The organism is Aliidiomarina iranensis, from assembly GCF_003987135.1.
Lineage (GTDB): Bacteria > Pseudomonadota > Gammaproteobacteria > Enterobacterales > Alteromonadaceae > Aliidiomarina > Aliidiomarina iranensis.
This window is the reverse complement of the sequence record NZ_PIPJ01000002.1, coordinates 93,064-107,312: the sequence shown is the minus strand read 5'-3', so window position 1 is coordinate 107,312 and position 14,249 is coordinate 93,064. Positions and strand designations below refer to the sequence as shown.

The window sequence follows — 14,249 nt, the reverse complement described above, 5'->3', positions numbered from 1 at the left end:
AACAGTGGTGACACCTACCAAGTGCCACTTGTATGAGTGATTTCGATTGCAATGAACCGATTAATTAAGATTATTTTATAAGGTGAGCAACTATAGCTAAATCGGCTCTTTGAGGCAACGCTTTCAGGCTATTAAGTGAGGCCTAACGTAGGAATAGTAAACCAATTCCAAGCATTGCAACCAGCGTTCCTAAAAGCGCCCGAAAGCTCACGGGTCGGCCACGAAAAATGTTTAATCCAAGCATGAATAACGGCGCTGTTGAAAGCAAAGTTTGCGCAATTCCTGGCGTTACATAAGCAATGGCAATTTGCTGCAGCCAAATAGCCATAAATGTTCCCAACAGAATGGCGGTTATCAGCACGGATTTTCGTGTTTTTTGCACTGCTCCCCAAGTTTGCTTTAACATTTTCGGCTTAATCAGTAACAACGCTAACGTGAGTACAGCAGTTCCTGCCACTAATCTAAGCATCGCTGCCTGTAGTGCATTTACATTAAAGTTCTGAAACGCATAAAACGCCATAACAAGGCCAACCGCTTGGCACAGAGCGGCGGCCACGGCGAACATCAACCCTGAACGGCTTAACTTTATGCCTGCTACTGGCTGCCGCTCAGTTAACACTAACAGAACCCCCGAGATCACGATAACAGCTGCAACAACCTCCATGAGGCTCATGCGCTCACTCAACACTAGCCAAGCTATTAAAGCTGCGAATGGTGGGGCTAAATATTCAAATAGAATGGTATGAGCAGGCCCTAAACGGCGCAACGCTGAAAAGTAGCAAGTATCGCCCACGGTAATGCCAATCACGCCACTTAGTAACAGCAACAAGAATGGCGTGCTTTGCCACTGCAACATATTCGTATCGGCAAATAGCCACATGCCCAGTAACAGCAGTGGCGAGGCCACCATGCCTTTTACTAAATTTAATTGAGCCGAGCTCAAATGATGGCTACTCCGGCTGTACATCAGGGTAGCCAGAGCCCAACAAAAAGCAGCAGTGAGCGCTGCAAGCTGCCCAAATAATAGCGGTGCGATTAGATTATTCAATGAGTATGCCTAATTTCGAGAAAAAACATGTGATATCACCACAAGTTAGCGAGCTTTATGGCGACTGCCTCAGCAATTACACAAGCTATTGCTATAGTTAAAAGATACATCGTTTAAACATTTTAGCGGTGTTGTAAGCAGCCATAAGGAGTTGGTATGAACACTGAAAAAATTCACGATACAAAAGTGCACTGCCCGCACTGTGGGCACAATATACATCTCGATGTTGATTTGTCGGAAGAACAACAAAATTACGATGATGAATGCCGCGCCTGCGGCGGTGTTATTTATCTTCGTTTATATCGCGACGCCGGTGATGACCGTTTCCATTTGCAAATAAGCTCAGACGACGAACAATACTACTGATTTTATGCTGGCACTAAGTTCAATATTCTTACCTTAAACGCTTCCACTGTTGCCTATAGCTTTTGCGCTAGCACTCGCTTTACTGTTTCAACAATCGTTATGGTTTGCTGGTCAGCTTCTATATTAATTTTTTGTCCCTCTTGGGCATCGCCTAGAATAGTTAACGCCAAGGTTTCCGGTATTAAATGCAACCAAAATCCATTTTCCGTTACTTCGCCCACCGTTAAACTGGCACCATCAATGGCTACAAAGCCCTTAGCCAAAATGTATTCCAACCATTTCGGTTCCAGCGTGAGCAGCATTCGGCAGTTATTTTCGCTATCGATACGTTTGCTTAACGTTGCGGTGGTGTGAATATGCCCAGAAACTATATGCCCACCCAACTCACTACCAAAACTTAACGAGCGCTCAAAATTGACTTCACTACCCTGTTGCAACCCACCCAAGTTCGTAAGCCGCAATGTTTCATCAATCACATCAAAACAAACCAGCGCTTCGGGCGTAGTTTGCGTAAATTTCACCACAGTAAGGCAGCAACCATTAATCGCAATACTGGCGCCGGTTTCCACATTAGCCAAATATTCACTGCCAACTTTAAGTTCAAGGCGGCGAAATTGCCCTTGATCAGTGATCGTGTTAACTACAGCTTTCGTTTGAACTATACCCGTGAACATATATATCCCATGCTAATATTGGTGTGATTAATAGTTATTGAAGCGATAACAGCCATGATGAATAAGCAAAGTTTACCGCAAAGGATCAGCAAAAGCATTGCCATCGTAGCACTCAGCTTGTTTTTAGCTAGCTGCTTTGGTGGTGGCGTAGAAAAGGTTTTTGCAGATTATCAAACACGCATTGAGCGGCTCTCTGATGTGGCACCGGTGCCCGAAGAGCTGCCGAACTTTCCTTTGCAACCAGGCATTAGCGATGTTCGCCAAGATATTCCAGAGGGCAATATTGGCTTGCTAGCCAGTATGCGGCTAAATCGCTGCCGAGCTGGCCAGCTTATCGCTCAACGAAATAGCTCTATGGGGCGGGTGCAATCGGTGCAAGCACGGGTTCTTTACGAAATTGAAATGATTCCTGCGTTAAAAGAATGTTTGCAACTACCCGAAGTAGCAGAATCAAACATGGCTGCAACCTTAGAGCTTGCATTAGCTGAAAAAATCGAGCATTTGCCGCTTTGGATCGATCGGTTTTGGTCGAGTGAACCCGCGGTACGCGATACCTTCCGCCCTGCACGAGATACCTTATCAGTAAAAGAAAGCACAAACATTGCTGAAGTGATTGCCGCACTAAACTACTTCACCACCCTATTCACTGAAGTTCAAGCAACGCCCGAACAAAACCACGTGAATAAGGGAGAATGGCAACTACACATGCAAACACTTGGCACTAGCCGAGCTATTCCTGAGTTATTACGCACGCAGCAACACGTTGTAGCCTGGTTAGCCGCCCTAAATCAACAACTCAGCGGAGCCGCCGAAGCATTGGGCTGCAGTGCTAATATGCCTGAGCAGTATCGCCCGCAAAACGCCGAGTATATGCAAAATATTTTAAACTCAATGTGGATTGAGCAACTCCAACCTGCCCTAGCACGTTGGGATCGGTATCAACGACAAATAAACAGCGTATTACCTCAAATACTAGCGCAGGTATCGGCTTCTGAATGGCATAGCTATTTAATAGAAATCAGTGATGAACAAAGCCTCGCGGCAAAAAATCGGATTTTGGCCCGCGAGCATGCCGAGCGCTGGCAAGAATTTCTCGCTTCTTGCCAACTAGAGGTTACGCCTGCCACGTAATAAAATGGCCGCTGGAATACTGCGAAATATCATGGGTGTTGTACCAATGTATTCGCCATCCGCTTGTACCGGAAGGTTTTCTGTTGTTACCTGCACTGCGTTTAGTTGGCCGCAGTGCACTTTAGCCAAATCACTATGCGTACCTTGCCCCACGCGTTTCAAGATAGAAAAACGAGCGAACCAGTTGCACTTTTCTACAAAACAATAGGCTAAACGCCCATCATTTAAACGGGCATGGGGCGCAATATGCATGCCAGCCCCGAAGAATTGGCTATTCGCCAAAGTAAACAGAAACCCAGAGCGAGCTCCCAACGCAACCACTTTTTGCTGGCTCTTGCTCAGGTTGAAAGGTATTGCTTGATAACTACTAATGGCTTGCAATGCAGCCAACAAATAACTCAACTTCGGCCAGAAAAATTTTCTATTATTCATGCGTTTTACAAGTTCGCCATCAAAGCCTACACCTGCAACATTAATAAAGTAACGGGAGCCCGCTTGGCCAACATCGATAACTTGCGTTTCCGTATCTAAAGCCTGAGCTACCCATGCAGCATCCGATTGTGGCATATCATCGGCGAACCAGTACCGCGCAAAATCATTACCGGTGCCACAAGGGATATAACCTATGGGCATGCGATATTCAATCAGTGCATTCACCGCTTGATGCAATGTGCCATCGCCGCCAAGCACTATTGCTTCGTTACATTCACGCGCCAAACTCGCCACAGCTACAATAGTTTGTTCTACCTGCGGCAAGGTTTCGAAGTAAGAATAAAAAATATTGCGCCCATCAAGCTGCTGGATCAGCTCATGCAAAAGGCGCTGCCGGCGTTTGCTCGCAAGTGGGTTTACCAGCACTAATACTTTGCGGCACTGATGTTTATCCGCATTGCCGGTAACTTCAGAACACGCTCTGTTTTTCCCAAGAGCAGCGGTTGCAACCGCGATATCCGTTGCAGTACTTGCGGTATTACTCGCTGAACTCACGCACTATCTCCAAGATCACGCACTATCTCCAAAATCACGCCTCAAAATAAGCAAACAAAATCAGCGCCCTAAGTCGGTGCAATAATTGATTACACGCACTTAACTGGCACACAACATTTGCACCAAATTGCACAAAACCGAAGTTGCAAAGAAAAAAGCTTAAAGCACTCTCGCACTGAAATACACAATTATTCAACAATTCCAATAAATTAAATACTTGGCACAAGAATTGCTGCTCTATTTTTAACCTAGCGATTAAGCATTGAATGAGCCTGATACATACAAAGCTCGCCGCTAGGGGTAAAAATCACTCCCCCAAGAGGAAAAGCTCATGCAATTAATTACTGCAATTATTAAACCGGCAAAACTATCGGATGTGCGCGATGCCCTAACAGAACTTGGTTGTAAGGGTATGACAATTACAGAAGTACGCGGTTTCGGGCGACAAAAAGGCCACAGTGCGATGTATCGAGGCGCTGAATACCAAACCGAGTTCTTACCAAAAATTCGCATCGATATCGCAGCCGAAGATGATCAAACCAACGCTATTGTTGAAGCCATTCAAATATCTGGCCACACCGGCAATACCGGCGATGGAAAAATTTTTGTGATGCCAATTGCTCAGGTAATCCGAATTCGCACCGGCGAAACTGGTGCAGCAGCCATTTGAGGAGATTATTATGGAAAATTTAGACGCACGCTTTTTAGAAATTAATTATGCCCTCGATACGTTTTATCTACTCATCAGTGCCGCTCTTGTAATGTGGATGGCTGCGGGCTTCTCCATGCTAGAAGCGGGCTTAGTTCGGAGCAAAAACACCTCTGAAATTTTAGTTAAGAATATTTTATTGTATGCCATTGCCTGTACATGCTTTCTGCTTTTTGGCTATGAATTAATGTATGGCCAGCCGGATATCGAGAGCCACAGTAAAGACGCTGATTTTTTCTTTCAAATGGTGTTTGTAGCTACAGCCATGTCGATTGTTTCAGGGGCCGTTGCTGAGCGCATGAAACTTACTAGCTTTCTGATTTTTTGTGTGGTGCTTTCCAGTGTGATTTATCCGTTAGAAGGCTCATGGACATGGGGTGGCGGCTTTTTAAGCGAAGCTGGTTTTAGTGATTTCGCCGGTTCCGGAATTGTTCATATGGCGGGGGCCGCTGCCGCTCTAGCTGGCGTGCTCTTACTTGGCTCGCGAAGAGGTAAATATGGTAAAAACGGTGAAATCTATGCTATCCCCGGCGCCAATATGCCATTAGCTACTTTAGGCACATTTATCCTCTGGTTTGGTTGGTTTGGGTTTAATGGCGGCTCGCAATTACAACTCACCGGGGCTGGCAACGCTGATGCAATCGCGCTTATTTTTGTAAATACCAATGCAGCTGCCGCTTGTGGAGCCCTTGCAGCTTTTCTCACGATGCGTTTTGTATGGCAAAAAGCCGATCTCACCATGATATTAAACGGCGCTTTAGCTGGGTTAGTTGCGATTACTGCTGATCCTGCAAGCCCAAGTGCTGTTTTAGCCTGCTCGATCGGTGCAGGAGCCGGCATTTTAGTGGTGATCGCCATTATCGTACTGGATAGACTACGCCTCGATGATCCAGTAGGCGCTATTTCTGTGCATGGGATTGCCGGTTTGTATGGCCTACTCTTGGTGCCATTAAGCAACACTGAAGCCAGCATTACCGCCCAGCTTTATGGCGCTGGTGTCATCTTTGCATGGGTATTTAGCGCAAGCTTTGCAGTATGGTGGATATTAAAGAAAACTCTGGGTATTCGGGTAAGTATGGAAAACGAATATTTAGGTGGCGATTTAACGGATTGCGGTATCGCTGCATACCCAGAATTCGTCAATAGTAAATCAGAATAGCGATATTGCCCGCGTTCACAGCACACGTGAGCGCGGGTTTAACCTTTTATGCTTTTCTCGCCAATCCGGCATGTATTCATCCATAAATCCATAGAATCGAGCATTATGCCCAGTTTCCAATAAGTGCACGAGTTCATGAACTAGCACATATTCGAGTAAATCTGGTTCTTTTGCAGCTAACGCTAAACTCAGCCATATTTTTTTGCTGCGAACGTTGCAACTACCCCAACGGGTTTTCATCTTGCGTACACCAAAACCGCTGGCTTTAACTTGCAAGCGTTGCTCCCAAACTGGTAACAGCTCAGATACACGTTGCTTCATCGCCGCTCTTAAAGGCTCTAAATCAGGCTCTGGAGTTGGTTCAGCTTGCATAAGATCTTTAATTTGCGCTTGGTGTTGGCGAATCCAATTTTGTTTCTCTGCAACAAAATCAAGCACAACACTTAATTGCACGCGGTGAGGTGCAGAAACTTTCACCTCTCCCTTTGGTGCAACAACCCGTAAACGTATGTTTTTCATTCGTTTGCGGGTAAGGCTAAAATTAATATCAAAGTATTTGTGTTGTGTTGTTGAATGCAAAAACTAAACTTCCCAAATTGATCTCAATCGATAATGCCATTGTATGAGTTAGTTATCGCTTGTTCCAATAGATTCACCCTGACATACTATTTTTCTCGAGTTTATCGGCAACATAGAATTAGCGAGTAGCACACCGAAAAACACGCTAGGATTTGGAGATATTAACGTGGAAGTAACCGAACGCCCAAAATTTAAAGACCCAAAATTAACCGCAAAGGGCGAAAAACGAGCAACTGTTGAGCTGAAAAACCTGCACACGCTCTGGTTTAATACTGGTACACGATGCAATTTAACCTGTGAAAATTGCTACATTGAATCATCGCCGGATAACGATCGATTAGTTTATCTCGAGGTTTCTGATGTTGAGCCCTATTTAAATGAAATCAAGCAAAGTAATTTACCCACTAAAGAAATTGGCTTCACGGGTGGTGAACCTTTCTTAAATCCGAAAATGGCTGATATCTTAAGCACTACCCTTGAACATGGTTTTTCCGTGCTCGTGCTCACCAATGCCATGCGCTTTAAACCGCGCCTACAACAGCGGCTAATTGCTCTGAACAAAGCCTTTCCAAATAAAATAACCATGCGCATCAGTATTGATCATCATTCCCAAGCTTTGCATGAAGAGGAACGCGGTAGTGGCTCTTGGCAGCCTATGATCGAAGGGATGCAATGGCTTGCGGAAAGTGGCTTTCAAATTGATGTAGCAGGCCGCACGCGCTGGGGCGAAAATGAAGATGACCTTCGCCAAGGGTATGAAAAGCTCTTTGCCGATTTAGCCATACCATTAAATGCGTGGGATGAACAACACTTGGTTCTTTTCCCGGAAATGGATGAGAGCGCTCCGGTTCCGGAAATCACCACAGAGTGCTGGGGCATTCTCGGTGTTAATCCTGATGCTATGATGTGTGCAAGCTCGCGCATGGTGGTTAAACACAAAGGTGATCAAGAAACCAGCGTTATGGCCTGCACCCTGCTTGCTTACGACCAGCAATTTAACTTGGGAAAAACCTTAGCGGAAGCATCGCAAGCGGTTCCCCTTAATCACCCGCACTGTGCGAAGTTTTGTGTTCTTGGCGGCGGCTCTTGTAGCGCTTAAGCCAATTTAACATGGTGAGTTGCTCGGAAACTAGCAAGGTTTCCGGCACCTTTTCCAATTCCTCTTGCATTAGCCATAAATCTTCCGCTTCATCTACATCCATGAGCGGTGCGAGCTCAACGGCGGTTACTGGCAGCTTAGCCGCCAACACTTCACGAGTAGTGCTAGTGCTCCAAGGCACACCTTGCCAAACCGATCGCGGCAATCGATCGCGCCCGGCAAACATGAAATAACCACCATCATGAGCCGGCCCAAACGCGAATGAATTTTGCTGCAAAGCCTCTAACGCAGAGGCGATCTGTAGCGCGCAAATTTGTGGTGTATCAGCCCCCAATAAAATTACTCGTGAGTAATCTTTACTTAAAGCATCGTATACTTGGCTTTGGCGTTCGCCTAAATCGCCGGCACCAGTCCATAACCGCTGTTGATTAATCCAAAGTGGATTATCAACCTCTGATTCTTCCGCAATTGCCCAAAACGGTTCTATTCCTAGCGATGCTTTCATCTTGGCTAATTGGGCTGCAACAGCAGCAATGCTCAAGCGATAAAATTCAGCCGCAGCCTCAGCTCCAATACCAGCCGCCAAGCGGGTTTTTAGGGGCGAAACTCCCGGTGTTTTTACAAAAACCGCTACGGCGGTTTCACCTGCATGGATTTTATCCAAGAATTCACCTCTGTTTGCAAATATCACTGCTATTGTTTCCTCAAACAACTCCGAAAAAATAACCGCCAAAATATCCATTGATAACGCAGCGTGAGCGATAGCCAACCTTGTTGCTGATATTTTCGAGCGCTCGAAGTTAAAGTGCTTGGGAGCCGATAAAGTTGCACTCCCTGTGTCCGAGCTGAAAGTACTAAGCGTAAATCTTCTGCATACGTGAGATCTTCAGGATACCCACCTAACTGCAGCCATAAGTTACGCGACATGCAGAATCCTTGATCACCGTAAGGTGCGTTTAAACACACTGAGCGAATGTTTGCACCGACCGCGTTAAGTTTTGCCAAACCGCCCTCACGAAACGCTAGATTGAAGTATGCAATTCGATTGAGAAATACACCGGTACGAATGGCGAGCGCTAACGCCTCTGCGTTTGCAGCCGTTACCCGCGAATCCGCATGCAAAAACCAAATGTAACTCTCCTTACTTTCGCCAACACCGTGCTTCAAGGCTTGCTCCGCCCCCTGATTCAGGCTTTTCGCTCGGCTGCCGGCCGAAACGCACTGAACATGAAGCTGCAAACCCTTCTGTAGAAAAATATCAGCGAGATGTTCAAGATCTCGCAGTAACTCATGCTGAGCGTTTTCTTGCGGTGCAAGCGGGATCACCACGCTGAGAACTTGATAATCAGCCAAAGAAGCTAACCACGCAGCACGTTAAGCCACTGCAACTGCTCGGCAGATAAGGCATCGTTCGGTGTCATTACCGCCATTGCGAGTGCATTTCGAGCTGATTCCGAGCGTTCTTGCATGGGTGCTTGCACCAACTCAGCAATAACTTTTAAGCCTTGTGCCAATGTGCCTGCATAGGTTTCCATAAATTTCTCAACACTCACGTGTTGTTCAGGATCATCCAACCAGCAATCGTAATCTGTTACTAAACAAAGCGTGCAATATGATAACTGCGCTTCCCGTGCAAGAAACACTTCTGGCACATTGGTCATGCCCACCAAATCACATGCCGCAGCATTGCGCAAAAAGAAACTCTCCGCTTGTGTGCCTAAGCGCGGGCCTTCAACGCAACCATAGGTTTTATTGGTATGTAATTCCACACCTGCACGTTTAGCCGCGGCAACTAAATCGGCTACTAAGTTCCCACATACGGGTTCCGCTGTGCTTACGTGCCCGGCAACCCCCTCGCCAAAAAACGAGCGGGCGCGTAAACCACGTGTGTGATCAAAGTATTGGTTCGGCACTACAAGTGCGCCTGGTGGCAGTTCCATACGCAAGCTGCCCACAGCAGAAACACCCAGCACATGAGTGGCCCCTAGGGCTTTTAAAGCGAATATATTGGCTCGATAATTCACTTCATGAGGCAACCGGGCATGCCCAGATCCGTGCCGAGAAAGAAATAGAATTCGTTGCCCATGTAATTTCCCTTCAACTACCGGCGCCGAAGTCTTACCAAAGGGTGTATCGGTATCATGCTCTTGAATAAGCTCAAGCCCCTCAAGAGAATACAATCCAGAGCCACCAATTATTGCCAGCATATTCATACCTCAAATAAATTTAAAAAATCCTGTTCGCGCAAACTAATTATCTTCTGTACTTGTAGGCTTCAATTTAAGTTCAGCGGTAGCCAACGATTTTGGCCACACAACAACTTTCTCACCGTTCTGCCACTGAATAAACGCCCCCTGATTGGCGGTTTGATAACCCCGCTGATCCACTTTAAAGCGGCTAAACACGGTTGTGTGATCCATAGCTAAAAGCTCTTGCCGCAATGCATCGCTGTGTAACGTTCCGGCTCGCTCAATTGCCGTAATTAAGAGTTGGCAAGCGCCGTAGCCACCCGCAGCATGAAAACTTGGCTGAGTTTGAAAACGTGCTTGGTAATCCTGAACGAATGCATCCACTCCGGGATTTGGCAAACTCGGTTCCCACGCCGAGAGCCCTAAATCCCCCTCAGCTGATTCCCCTAAAGCATCATGGTATTGGCTTACCGCGCCTGAATTTCCAAATAGCTTAAGCTCGATTCCCAGCCTATCAAGCTGTTGCCGCACTTTTACAAAATCATCCAAGGTTGAAGCGGCCATCGCTAGCACTTCAACATTAGCTGCTGCAAGCTCCAACAAAAAATCGCTAAAATCTTCTGTACCGGTGTTGTAAGTGCGTTCCAAGGCTACTTCCATACCTCGCTTTTTCACTTCCGCTATCGCACCCGCACCTGCCGCACGAGGAAATAGTGCATCTTCTTGCAATACCGCAATGCGGTTGAAGCCTTGCTCTTCTGCTAAATCGATTAACCCCAGCAAAAATTGCTCCGCAGGCGGCAACACCATAAATAAATGATGCCGGCCTTGTTCCCATATCGAGCTAGTTGCCGCCAATGGCGAAATATGCACCATGCGATAGCGCTCGGTTATGGGTGCTACTGCTTCGGTAAGCGTTGAACCATAAGGGCCCATAATCGCTTCAACGTCATCTTCTACAATAAGCTGAGTATATAATTCTCGCGCACGTTGCGAATTTGATTCATCATCGTAAATAACAAACTCAATTTCTCTACCCAATACACCGCCTTCTGCATTTACATGTTGCTCGCACAGTAAGTAACCATTTTGTGCTGCAATCCCCTGAGTTGCATAAGCCCCCGTTGCCGACATGGTGGCACCAATACGAATCGGTGAAGGCATACGATCAGAGCATCCAGTGATGGCAATGATGCAACAACTAAGGCACAACCACTGCAATTTCCGAAAGATAAGGTAGCGAGCGCTGGAAGATATTGTGTGAGTCATTAGGTTTCCCAATTTATTGTTTTTATTATTAATGTTTCTATACCCCTCGATAATTGCGTATTTAGGCAATTATCGAGGGGTCGCTAGCATTTTGAATTTACCATCTACACCAGCAAGTTAATACAAGCTTCTCGTGCACTCGAATCCTCAAAATACCTTGAATTAATCGACGACCAATCAGGATTATCGCGAGCCATCAGAAGAAAACGCTTAAAACGATCGGGGCTTGCTAATTTTTGTTCTCGATTGAGCAATCTAAGCGGTTCTACAGCAGCGTGGCCGCGCTTATTTAGCGCCAATATTAATTCTTGCTGGCGTGCTGCAAGCAGGCGAATTACGGCCTCATCAATTTGTATATCGTAGTAGCCTTGTACTTTATGCTTTAAATTCCGTCCGTATTTTTGCCAAGTTTGCCAAGCTCCACCAGCCGCCGCGCCGATAACCGTACCGGCGCCGAGTGTCATACCACCGAACAATAAATCTACGGAGGCGCCAGCAGCGCCACCTGCGGCAATACCTTTGCCGGCTTTAATTCCGAACGCTTTAAACGTTTCTGGTGAAAATAAATCACTTTCCCACTCACCTGCACTTACGGCTACTTCCGGTAAATTCACCACGGTTTTCTGGAAACTATATAATTCCAAAAGGCGCTCTAAGCATTCTTGCTCCCGCGCTTTCACCGCGGCTTGCATAGTATTCACAGCGGTTTCATGTTGGCTTTTTTCCTTCACCGTAACGGTAAACGCTGCCACATCCAACAAGAGCTCCGCCACTAGGCGTTTTGCCGCTTGATCTTTATGCGCTCGGCGCTGTTCCCGTTCCGCCAAAATAGTTCGTAATAGTTCGCGGGCTGAAGGTAGCAAAGTACTCAGGTGTTCAAATAAAGGCTTTTCGCCATAAGCGGGCAAACTCACCGTATCGAATTCAACCCAGCCATGTAAATTAACCCGCGCCAACGCATCCATCCAGGCCGGCGCTTGCGATTCAGTTGATGCGGTGAAATTCAAAATCGGTAAAATAGGTTTACCGCAACGGCGCAGAATATCTAGCTCATCTTGGTACTTAGGAAGTACCGGATCGCGAGCATCAATAAGATACAAAGCCGCATCAGAATGCAGCAACTGCTTGAGCACTTTCGCTTCTTGTTCAAACTCGGATTGTGCAAGCTCTGTGGCTAAAAAGGCTTGGATTTGTGCCGGGCCATCATGCCGGAATTTACTCTCCTGTATGCGTTCCAATTCCGCAAATAGCCCCAAACCATCTTCTAATCCCGGCGTGTCATATAGGGCAATCACCGCTTCGCCTTTTAATAAAAGGTGCGCAGCACTCACATCTCGTGTGGTGCTTGGCCGCGATGAAACCTCACCAAAATCGGTATCTTGTAACAAGGTTCGCAGTAACGAAGTTTTACCCGTGTTGGTGTGGCCTACTACAGCGATTTGTAGAGGGCTTGCTGCCGAATATTGAACCATTAACCCTCCCCTTCGATATCGTTTTTCGCGCTTGCCTTAATATTGTTTCCTGATTGATTCCCTGTTCTGCCTTCTGTTCTGACCTCTGTTCTGGCCTCTGTTTTGCTCTCTAATTCGCTCTCGGCGTAATTCCCTTGAGCCCAGCGCACGGCTTCCTCACTCAGGGTGAATACTCGCACATCGATTTCTGCGAGCGCCTCGCACCAATGGCCGTGATATTCACCTTGACCAATCAACCACACACTTAGAATGCCACATTGTTGCTGCAATCGTTGCAGAAAACGCAAGCTACCTCGATCCGGCGATAGCTTGCTGTTTACACGTACGAGCAGGCGCGCCGGTGGCTTATTATGTATTTGTTGCAAAAGCTGTTGGCGATCATTGGAACTTGCCACCACGCCGGAAGAGTTAAGCCAGAGTAGATGATTCCAATCTGGTTCTAATTCGTACTCAAGGCTTAACACAAGTTCACCATCACCCTGCTTACGCGGTTTGCTTGCTTGTAAATTTGGTGTTCGCCGTGTATCCGCGTCTACCACTTGGCCGGGTGAACTGCTCGGAGTTAAACGATTAACTAAATGGCTGATACCGGGTTGAGTTAGATCTAACTGTAATCTGCGTTTACCCAAAAGCAACCAAACCAGGGCAACACATGCCGCTACCACGCGCGGTAAGATTCCATAACAAAACAACACCGCCAAAATCCACTTACTCACAACCGCATTGCTAGCAAAGCCCTCATTTCCTAATAAAAACTCTAACGAAGGTGTCGCGAAGCCCAATTGTGCCGGTAACCAGCCCATTACCGCACTCAAGCGGATGATTTCCGCATCCGAGAGCACAGTAGTAGCCCAGCGAAATGTGTATTCGTTAAATAAAAACTGGGTGTATAAAGTGATCACCGCAACGGATAGCAATAGCAACCAAAAGCAATGGGTAATCAGCGACATCGCAGGCCTCATCAAATCTTGTTGTGCGGCCACCTTAGTAACGCTGAGAAAAATCGGCATTTCTATTCGATTACGGTTCAGTGCTGTTATCAGCTCTAGCAGTTTACCGCCAATACCACCACCATTGCTGGAACCGAACACAAAAACAAGCCAGAGTAAAAAAGTTACACCATGCGCACCGAGTAAAACCATAAAAATCCAGGCGATACTCAATGGTTCGGATGCATTAACTAAAACACTTCGCCCTAATCCCCAGCCTGCTATTACGGCGGCTATCGCTAGACTACTGAGTAATAGCAAACGAACGCTAAGCCAATCCTGATATTTTTGCACCAAGCCCAACTGTTCCGCCAGTAAACGAGCACGCAGAATAACCCGCTCTTCCGAAGAGCCTTGCTCACGAACCTGCGCTAGAACATGTTGGTCCGTTAACGGGCCATGTTCCAATTCGTGTTTTCGCACTAGCTCGGTAATAACAAAACCTTCGAACCTATTCACTGAAGAACCTTTTTAATTGATTTTTACGCTTATAAGAATGTTAACAGTAAAGCATTGATTTGACACCTGAGGCAAAGCTCTTTAATATAACTGACCGACCAGTCCGTCCGGTTAAAAAT

The 14,249-nt window shown here is 46.5% G+C and carries 15 protein-coding genes; 5 read left to right on the top strand and 10 right to left on the bottom strand.

All coding sequences use genetic code 11. The features are described 5' to 3' along the window. Nucleotides 1–142 precede the first annotated feature (142 nt). The gene (locus CWE08_RS03615) at nucleotides 143–1,048 is read right to left on the bottom strand and encodes a DMT family transporter (RefSeq protein ID WP_241973821.1); all 906 of its coding nucleotides are present in this window, start codon (nucleotides 1,046–1,048) and stop codon (nucleotides 143–145) included. Between the two features lie 156 nt (nucleotides 1,049–1,204). On the opposite strand from CWE08_RS03615, the gene CWE08_RS03610 reads away from it, so the two are divergent. Next, entirely contained in the window at nucleotides 1,205–1,414 is a 210-nt protein-coding gene (locus CWE08_RS03610; RefSeq protein WP_126765729.1) for a zinc ribbon domain-containing protein, read from the top strand. 53 nt (nucleotides 1,415–1,467) lie between these two features. On the opposite strand, the gene CWE08_RS03605 is transcribed toward CWE08_RS03610, so the two are convergent. Further along, nucleotides 1,468–2,088 carry a riboflavin synthase subunit alpha gene (locus CWE08_RS03605; protein WP_126765727.1) on the bottom strand — a complete coding sequence of 207 codons (621 nt, stop codon included), beginning with the start codon at nucleotides 2,086–2,088 and terminating at the stop codon, nucleotides 1,468–1,470. Between the two features lie 54 nt (nucleotides 2,089–2,142). On the opposite strand from CWE08_RS03605, the gene CWE08_RS03600 reads away from it, so the two are divergent. Next, nucleotides 2,143–3,219 carry a DUF3080 family protein gene (locus CWE08_RS03600; RefSeq protein WP_126765720.1) on the top strand — a complete coding sequence of 359 codons (1,077 nt, stop codon included), beginning with the start codon at nucleotides 2,143–2,145 and terminating at the stop codon, nucleotides 3,217–3,219. Here the strand turns inward: CWE08_RS03600 and CWE08_RS03595 are convergent. Further along, the gene (locus CWE08_RS03595) at nucleotides 3,196–4,206 is read right to left on the bottom strand and encodes a diacylglycerol/lipid kinase family protein (protein ID WP_126765718.1); all 1,011 of its coding nucleotides are present in this window, start codon (nucleotides 4,204–4,206) and stop codon (nucleotides 3,196–3,198) included. The genes CWE08_RS03600 and CWE08_RS03595 overlap by 24 nt on opposite strands. Nucleotides 4,207–4,537: 331 nt before the next feature. Between CWE08_RS03595 and CWE08_RS03590 the strand changes: the two genes are divergently transcribed. Together CWE08_RS03590 and CWE08_RS03585 are read left to right on the top strand one after the other, a co-directional pair. After that, nucleotides 4,538–4,876: a P-II family nitrogen regulator gene (locus CWE08_RS03590; RefSeq protein WP_126765716.1), complete on the top strand. Its 339-nt coding sequence runs from the start codon at nucleotides 4,538–4,540 to the stop codon at nucleotides 4,874–4,876. A gap of 10 nt (nucleotides 4,877–4,886) precedes the next feature. Continuing rightward, nucleotides 4,887–6,074 carry an ammonium transporter family protein gene (locus tag CWE08_RS03585; RefSeq protein WP_126765714.1) on the top strand — a complete coding sequence of 396 codons (1,188 nt, stop codon included), beginning with the start codon at nucleotides 4,887–4,889 and terminating at the stop codon, nucleotides 6,072–6,074. Nucleotides 6,075–6,089: 15 nt separating this feature from the next. On the opposite strand, the gene CWE08_RS03580 is transcribed toward CWE08_RS03585, so the two are convergent. Beyond that, nucleotides 6,090–6,653 carry a M48 family metallopeptidase gene (locus tag CWE08_RS03580; protein ID WP_126765712.1) on the bottom strand — a complete coding sequence of 188 codons (564 nt, stop codon included), beginning with the start codon at nucleotides 6,651–6,653 and terminating at the stop codon, nucleotides 6,090–6,092. A 166-nt stretch (nucleotides 6,654–6,819) separates the two neighbouring features. Here CWE08_RS03580 and CWE08_RS03575 point away from each other — a divergent pair, with 166 nt between their 5' ends. After that, nucleotides 6,820–7,752 (top strand): radical SAM protein, encoded by a 933-nt coding sequence (locus tag CWE08_RS03575; RefSeq protein ID WP_126765710.1) that lies wholly within the window; start codon nucleotides 6,820–6,822, stop codon nucleotides 7,750–7,752. Here CWE08_RS03575 and CWE08_RS03570 read toward each other — a convergent pair. The 6 genes from CWE08_RS03570 to CWE08_RS03545 form a co-directional block, all read right to left on the bottom strand. Continuing rightward, the gene (locus CWE08_RS03570; protein ID WP_157981220.1) at nucleotides 7,694–8,416 is read right to left on the bottom strand and encodes a DUF2064 domain-containing protein; all 723 of its coding nucleotides are present in this window, start codon (nucleotides 8,414–8,416) and stop codon (nucleotides 7,694–7,696) included. The two genes, CWE08_RS03575 and CWE08_RS03570, sit on opposite strands and share 59 nt — an antisense overlap. A 29-nt stretch (nucleotides 8,417–8,445) precedes the next feature. Next, on the bottom strand, nucleotides 8,446–9,105 hold the full coding sequence (locus CWE08_RS03565) for a glycosyltransferase family protein (protein WP_126765707.1): 660 nt from the start codon (nucleotides 9,103–9,105) through the stop codon (nucleotides 8,446–8,448). Between the two features lie 5 nt (nucleotides 9,106–9,110). Beyond that, entirely contained in the window at nucleotides 9,111–9,959 is an 849-nt protein-coding gene (locus CWE08_RS03560) for an MTAP family purine nucleoside phosphorylase (protein ID WP_126765705.1), read from the bottom strand. Between the two features lie 42 nt (nucleotides 9,960–10,001). Then, nucleotides 10,002–11,105: an amino acid ABC transporter substrate-binding protein gene (locus tag CWE08_RS03555; protein ID WP_198677066.1), complete on the bottom strand. Its 1,104-nt coding sequence runs from the start codon at nucleotides 11,103–11,105 to the stop codon at nucleotides 10,002–10,004. Nucleotides 11,106–11,314: 209 nt separating this feature from the next. Further along, nucleotides 11,315–12,682, bottom strand: coding sequence for a GTPase/DUF3482 domain-containing protein (locus CWE08_RS03550; RefSeq protein WP_126765701.1), 1,368 nt, complete (start codon nucleotides 12,680–12,682; stop codon nucleotides 11,315–11,317). Next, nucleotides 12,682–14,130 carry a DUF2868 domain-containing protein gene (locus CWE08_RS03545; protein ID WP_126765699.1) on the bottom strand — a complete coding sequence of 483 codons (1,449 nt, stop codon included), beginning with the start codon at nucleotides 14,128–14,130 and terminating at the stop codon, nucleotides 12,682–12,684. Before CWE08_RS03545 ends, CWE08_RS03550 begins: the two co-directional genes overlap by 1 nt. Nucleotides 14,131–14,249: the final 119 nt, after the last annotated feature.

Excerpts from the sequence above, each read along its gene's own strand:
- CWE08_RS03610 (WP_126765729.1), top strand. The coding sequence starts at position 1,205 with ATGAACACTGAAAAAATTCACGATACAAAAGTGCACTGCCCGCACTGT.
- CWE08_RS03605 (WP_126765727.1), bottom strand. The coding sequence starts at position 2,088 with ATGTTCACGGGTATAGTTCAAACGAAAGCTGTAGTTAACACGATCACT.
- CWE08_RS03600 (WP_126765720.1), top strand. The coding sequence starts at position 2,143 with ATGATGAATAAGCAAAGTTTACCGCAAAGGATCAGCAAAAGCATTGCC.
- CWE08_RS03590 (WP_126765716.1), top strand. The coding sequence starts at position 4,538 with ATGCAATTAATTACTGCAATTATTAAACCGGCAAAACTATCGGATGTG.
- CWE08_RS03585 (WP_126765714.1), top strand. The coding sequence starts at position 4,887 with ATGGAAAATTTAGACGCACGCTTTTTAGAAATTAATTATGCCCTCGAT.
- CWE08_RS03560 (WP_126765705.1), bottom strand. The coding sequence starts at position 9,959 with ATGCTGGCAATAATTGGTGGCTCTGGATTGTATTCTCTTGAGGGGCTT.
- CWE08_RS03555 (WP_198677066.1), bottom strand. The coding sequence starts at position 11,105 with ATGCCTTCACCGATTCGTATTGGTGCCACCATGTCGGCAACGGGGGCT.
- CWE08_RS03550 (WP_126765701.1), bottom strand. The coding sequence starts at position 12,682 with ATGGTTCAATATTCGGCAGCAAGCCCTCTACAAATCGCTGTAGTAGGC.